The sequence below is a fragment of the Bacillales bacterium genome (assembly GCA_035700025.1).
Lineage (GTDB): Bacteria > Bacillota > Bacilli > Bacillales > DASSOY01 > DASSOY01.
The window spans coordinates 1-5,834 of sequence record DASSOY010000087.1; the positions used below are offsets into that span (position 1 = coordinate 1).

General features: G+C 46.9%; 7 protein-coding genes. 2 read left to right on the forward strand and 5 right to left on the reverse strand.

The window, feature by feature from the left end:
• Positions 1–119: 119 nt before the first annotated feature.
• Both VFK44_14700 and VFK44_14705 read right to left on the reverse strand, forming a co-directional pair.
• Entirely contained in the window at positions 120–671 is a 552-nt protein-coding gene (locus VFK44_14700) for a glycerol-3-phosphate responsive antiterminator (GenBank protein HET7629619.1), read from the reverse strand.
• A 33-nt stretch (positions 672–704) separates the two neighbouring features.
• Entirely contained in the window at positions 705–1,373 is a 669-nt protein-coding gene (locus VFK44_14705; GenBank protein ID HET7629620.1) for an HAD family hydrolase, read from the reverse strand.
• A gap of 267 nt (positions 1,374–1,640) precedes the next feature.
• Between VFK44_14705 and VFK44_14710 the strand changes: the two genes are divergently transcribed.
• Both VFK44_14710 and VFK44_14715 read left to right on the forward strand, forming a co-directional pair.
• Positions 1,641–2,504, forward strand: coding sequence for an ABC transporter permease subunit (locus tag VFK44_14710; GenBank protein HET7629621.1), 864 nt, complete (start codon positions 1,641–1,643; stop codon positions 2,502–2,504).
• Complete coding sequence (locus tag VFK44_14715) at positions 2,505–3,539, forward strand: ABC transporter permease subunit (GenBank protein HET7629622.1); 1,035 nt, start codon at positions 2,505–2,507, stop codon at positions 3,537–3,539.
• Between the two features lie 50 nt (positions 3,540–3,589).
• Here the strand turns inward: VFK44_14715 and VFK44_14720 are convergent, their stop codons facing one another.
• From VFK44_14720 to VFK44_14730, 3 genes are all read right to left on the reverse strand, one after another.
• Positions 3,590–4,030, reverse strand: coding sequence for a CBS domain-containing protein (locus tag VFK44_14720; GenBank protein ID HET7629623.1), 441 nt, complete (start codon positions 4,028–4,030; stop codon positions 3,590–3,592).
• Between the two features lie 159 nt (positions 4,031–4,189).
• Positions 4,190–5,350 (reverse strand): sporulation protein YhbH, encoded by a 1,161-nt coding sequence (gene yhbH / locus VFK44_14725; GenBank protein ID HET7629624.1) that lies wholly within the window; start codon positions 5,348–5,350, stop codon positions 4,190–4,192.
• Between the two features lie 291 nt (positions 5,351–5,641).
• Positions 5,642–5,834, reverse strand: a 193-nt coding sequence (locus VFK44_14730; GenBank protein ID HET7629625.1) for a hypothetical protein, incomplete at its 5' end; no start/stop codon positions are given.

Sequence of the window (5,834 nt, forward strand, 5' to 3'; positions counted from 1 at the left end):
AAAAATCCACACAAATTACCCGTTAGGGTGAATTCATGTGGACCTCCTAGTCTCCGCACAAATTATTAACTTGTAAATAATTAAAGCAAAACAATCAAGTGTTGTCAACTCAATTATTATTAAAATTCCCGCCAAAGCTCCTTACGCGAAGTCGTCACGGCCTCCGCACCGGCATCCAAAGCGGATTGCACATCCGCTTTCGTGCGAATCAATCCGCCGGCGAAAATCGGAATGCCGGTGACTTCTTTCACTTCGCGAATGATGTGCGGCATCACCCCCGGGAGCACTTCGAGATAATCCGGCTTCGTCTTTTTCAATAATTTATAACTCGTTTCAAGGGCAAGCGAATCAAGCAAAAACAATCGTTGAATCGCAAGCAATCCTTTTTTCTTAGCCGTTTGGATCATTCCGGTTCGCGTCGAAATCAGACCCGCCGGTTTGATTTCCTGACAAAGAAACTCGGCAGCGTATTCATCAGTCTTCAGCCCGTGTACAAGATCGGCATGCAACAAGATTCGTTTCCCGTTCGCTTTCGCATGCCGGACGATGCTCTTCAATTGCCCTACATGAGAATCGAGCAGAACGAGATAGGTGTATTTCGACGCCACCAAGTTTTCGAACTGCTTCATGCCTCGCACTGCAGGTAGAATTCGTTGGTTACCCAGATCCATTGGACTGCCCCTTCCGTCTATCTACGATCCCATTCATGAGCGGTCAGCTTCCAAATAAGCAATGAGCTCGGACAACTCCATGTCCGCCATTGTTTTCATCCGATGGTCAATCTCATCGCAGAACGTCATCGTTTGCGTCACCGGATTCGGAATAACGACGCAATACATGCCTGCGCGTTTTGCGGCCAGCGAACCATTTGCTGAATCTTCGAAAGCAAGCGCTTCTTGAGGAGCAACACCAAGGCAAGCAGCCGTTTTTAAATAAACATCTGGATTCGGTTTTACCTCCTCCACATCATCGGCGGTCGTGATACATTCAAAATCATCGAAGAGACCGAGACGCTTCAAATGACTGCTCACCCAATCATAACTGGAACTTGTCGCTAAACCGATCTTCAATCCGAGTCTTTTCGCCACTGCCAAGTTTTCTTGTACACCGGGAAGCGGATTCTCTTTTTCGATGGCCGACAATACTTGCTGCCGGTGGCGCTTGCGGAAAAGTTCCCTGTCAACCGCTTTCCCCGTTAGCTCCTGTAAATGATCGACGGCGTCGAAACCCGCTTGTGTACCGACGACCGGACCCCAAACGTCAAGTGTAAGTTCCGCGCCGTATTCTTTATACAATAGCTGCAAACTTTTCCATTCTTGAGACTCTGTATCGAGAATTAACCCGTCAAAGTCAAATATCACCGCTCGGATCATTTGTTTTCCCCCATTCCTGCTACTTGCCATTTTAGCGGATTCCGAAAAAAAAATCTCTTTTCTTACAATGAGCCGGAAGGAGAAAAGCCGTCATCGGATATTGAGCCAATCAAAAAAGCATGAGACAAATTTCGGTTGTGCATTTCAAAACTCATTTGACAGCTTTATGAAATCCATATAATGTATGTCTAGGGAAAACGATTCTCTTAAAAAAAAAATAAAAACGAAATGAATTTTTCTAATATACAGATAAAAAGGGGAAACTTAATGGGAAATCTGTTATATCGTCTCGGATTGAGGTTTGTTTTGACCTCTGTCGGCATTTTATTAATTGGCGCGTTGCCGTCGTTGTTTCACGGCATTCACCTGGATGTTGCGTCTTATATGTCAACATTGAAATCCGTGTTCACCAGCCTTATTCATCCCGATTCTTTGGTTTACGAGATCCGGGGCATCTCGAGGCCGCTTTTTCCGAAAATCCTCGATCCATGGGGATACTCCCTCACATTACTGTTTACCGCCTTTTTGGCGGCATTTGCCGCAGCACTCGCGGCGACTTTTTGTACCATGCTGTTGTCGAAAAAAGCTAGAGAAAGAATCAAGTTTTTTCTATTCATGCTGGAATCTCTTCCCGATGTGCTTGTTATCGCCATTTTCATTCTTGTCGTCATTTGGTTATATGACCATACCGACATCCTGTTTTTCAATATCGCTGCGTTCGGGCAAGACAAGGCGTATGCGCTTCCGATTCTCGTACTGACCATCTTGCCGGCCGTTATGCTTTACAGAACGATGATTCTCGATTTCGAAGCAGAAACGGAAAAACCTTACGTAGAATTAGCGAAAGCAAAAGGCATGAAAAAGAGCTGCCTGCTGTTTGTCCATATTTTCCGCAATGCCATCATCAGCATTTTTCTTCATTCCAAGTTCATCCTATGGTTTTTGCTGTCCAACTTGCTTGTCGTCGAGTATGTATTTAACATTCACGGGTTGATGTTTTTCATGTTCACCTTGTATTCGCCTGTCGTATTGACAATAGGATTGTTTCTACTGTTCGTTCCGATTTATTTCATGTTCTCAATCGGTCAAATGATTGTGGAACGGTTAACCGCGCAAAAGGTGGCCATGTAGATGCTGAAATTATTGGTGAAAAAACCGTTGTTTCTCATCGGCGCAACCTTCATTATTTTATTGGTGACGGCCAGCTTAATTCAGGAATTCGTGTATGACGGCTACGTCCCCAGCGAGTTTCTCCATTACAGTGATAAGGGGGAACTGCTTGCCAAATCACCATTAACCCCCGCTCAACATCCGCCGTTCGGTACGGATGAAAGTGGTTTCGACATTTTCTACATGGTCATCCTGGGAGCAAAGTATACACTTGGCATCGCTTTCGTGGTAGCGGGTTTGAGACTTGCGATTTCCGTTGTACTCGGACTGTTATACGGAAATTATTTTATTCAGTTCAAGAAATACATTGCCGGTCTTGTCGATGCCTTTTACTACATGCCGGTGGCACTCGTGGCTATTTTACTGTTGAGAGGCAGCGGCATCATGTTCAGCACTCAGAATGGTTTCAACAGCAGCGTTTTGGAGCGAGGTTTTTTGGAAATTGTGATTCTTACCCTGATCGCGATCCCGACGACATCCTTGTTAATCGGAAATGAAACAAGCTTGATTTTACGAAACGAATTCATCACCGGAGCCAGAGTCATGGGAGGATCCCGGTTTCACATCATTCGCCGGCATGTGCTGCCGCATCTCGCTCCGAAGTTATGGATTCAATACGTTCAGCAGGTGATCCAAGTTCTCGTGCTTCTCGTTCATTTAGGCTTGTTCCACTTGTTCTTTGGCGGAACCATTAAAGAAAAGCTCCCCTTTATTAACGAAGTCGTCTATCGCTCTTCGACAGGCGAATGGGCCGGATTGATCGGCCATTACTATCATTTGTTGAGGTTTTTTCCGTGGTTGCCGCTCGTCCCGCTGTTCGCATTTGCATTCACGATCTTAGCAATGAACTTTATTTTGGAAGCGTTGAAATCGGCGATGGCTGAAAAAAATGAACGCAGAACACGGTTACCGAGCACGGAAAAAGAAAATCCCACTAAGCCTGTCCATCCGATCCACCCGTCATTTGAGCCGGTTTACCGCTCGAAGCCCATGTGAAAAAGCCGGGCGCAGTAAACGCCACCCGGCTTCTTTTTTTTGGATACCGATTAAACTTGCGGGATGGAAGGAACAGAGATGCTCGACAAAGCTTGTCCGGCCTCGTTCGCATAAATTTGCTCAGTTGCCAAATCGCCCAATGCGACCATACCGACGACTTGACCGTTTTGTTCGACAACCGGCAGCCGGCGAATTTGGAAATCGGACATGAGTCTTGCCGCCTCATGCGCATCCATGTCCGGCGTGCCGCATACGAGATTCGTCGTTGACATGCATTGTCCGACCGGAGCTATACTATTGACTCCCGCGGCCACACATCTTAAAGCGATGTCGCGGTCGGTAATCATCCCACACAACTGTCCGTTTTGTTGAATGACCGGCAGACACCCGATGTTGTACTGGCTCATGAGAGCCGCCGCCTGTTGCAACGTTTGCTCCGGCGTGACGGCAATGACTTGCGGAGTCATCACGTTACGTAATTGATTTGCCATTTTCATACCTCCATTTGACGGTTACTTGATGCTCGAGCAGAAGTTGCCGCACGGTTCCATGGTCAACCGTACGCTGCCCTTTAGCATGTCCGGATTCGGGGAAATTTATGAAGAAACAAGAAATCCCGCGGATGTTCCGCGGGTACTGAAAACGGCAGCCTAAACTTCAGCGGCTTGCTGACGCATGAAAAAGTGTTTCATGGCGTGGTAGACGTCTTTTTTCTGTTTCAAGATGTAATGCCGAAATTTTGGGTTCTCAAGCCTACGGTAAGCGCTCATTAAGGTGCTTCGCCGATTATACGGATTAATCTCGCCGTAACCAAACATATTGGATACGTTCATCAACTCTTCGACGAGGCTGATGCAGCGAGGATTGTCGGATGAGAGGTTGTCTCCGTCGGAGAAATGAAAAGGATAAATATTGTAGCGATAAGGACTGTATTGCTGTTCGACCAACTCCAACGCTTTCCGGTAGGCGGATGAACATATCGTGCCTCCGCTTTCGCCTTTCGAAAAAAAATCTTCCTCGGAAACGACTTTCGCTTCCGTATGGTGAGCAATAAATTCGATGTCGACATGCTCATATTTTGTGCGCAAAAAACGGGTCATCCAAAAAAAGAAACTGCGGGCGATGTATTTTTCCCATACCCCCATCGACCCGGAAGTATCCATCATCGCAAGGACAACCGCTTTTGATTCTGGTTTGTCGATTTCGTTCCACGTCTTGAAACGAAGATCGTCTCGCAAGATCGGACGGATCCCCGGTTTTCCTTCCATAGCATTGCGCTTGAATGCGGACAGAATCGTCCGTTTTTTGTCGATGTTTCCCATGAGGCCCGTTCTCCGGATGTCGTTGAACTCCGTCGCTTCCGTCGTCACATTGTCCTTTTCTTTTTGTTGCAAATCGGGCAGTTCAAGCTCATTAAATAACAATTCCTCGAGTTCCATCAGTGAAACTTCAGCCTCGAAATAATCCTCGCCCGGCTGATCGCCGGCTTCCCCGTCCTGACCTTTTCCTCCGTTCCCGTTGACGGCTTTCCCCGGCGCGCGAGCAATCACATCACCTACTTGACTGTCCCCGTCCCCTTGACCGACATGTTTGTTTTTTTCGTAATTGTATCGAATTTTGTATTCATCGAGCGACCGAATCGGAATTTTGACAATCCGGCGTCCATTTGAAGTGATGATGCTTTCCTCGCTGATCAAATCGGGCAGATTGCTTTTCACCGCTTCTTTGATCTTTTCTTCATGGCGTTGTTGATCCCGATAGCCTTTCCGGTGGAGGGACCAATTTTCTTCGGAAACGATAAAATGGTTCATGGTTTTGCCCTCCTTATAAGTTGCCGAATGCTGGGTAGCAACGATTAATGCCATCTTATGCATGCCGGCGAAGAAATTGCCGCCCAATACGAAAATAAAGAAAACTTGGCTGCCGCCAAGCTATTGGCGGCATACGCCTTAGTTGCCCTTATCTATCTCCCTTCTCGTGTCCCCTGCGTCGATCGGCTCCTCCGCTGACACGATATCCTTTCGATACGGTAAAGAAAACTTGGCTGCCGCCAAGCCTTTAGCGGCATTTGCTTACGTTGTCTTTATCCCGAAAAAAAGCCTTCACGTTTCACGTGAAGACGAATTGATTTGCTGCTTTGGATCGGGGGTTTCTCCTTTTTGTCTCACTTGTTTGTTCGTATCCATTGTTTCCATTTCCTTGCCGAGCCTGTCAACTTCTTTCGCATCCTTCGCCATCGAGCTGTTTGCCGGCTTGTCGGACTGTTCTTTTCGGGTCAAGGAATACACCTCCGTA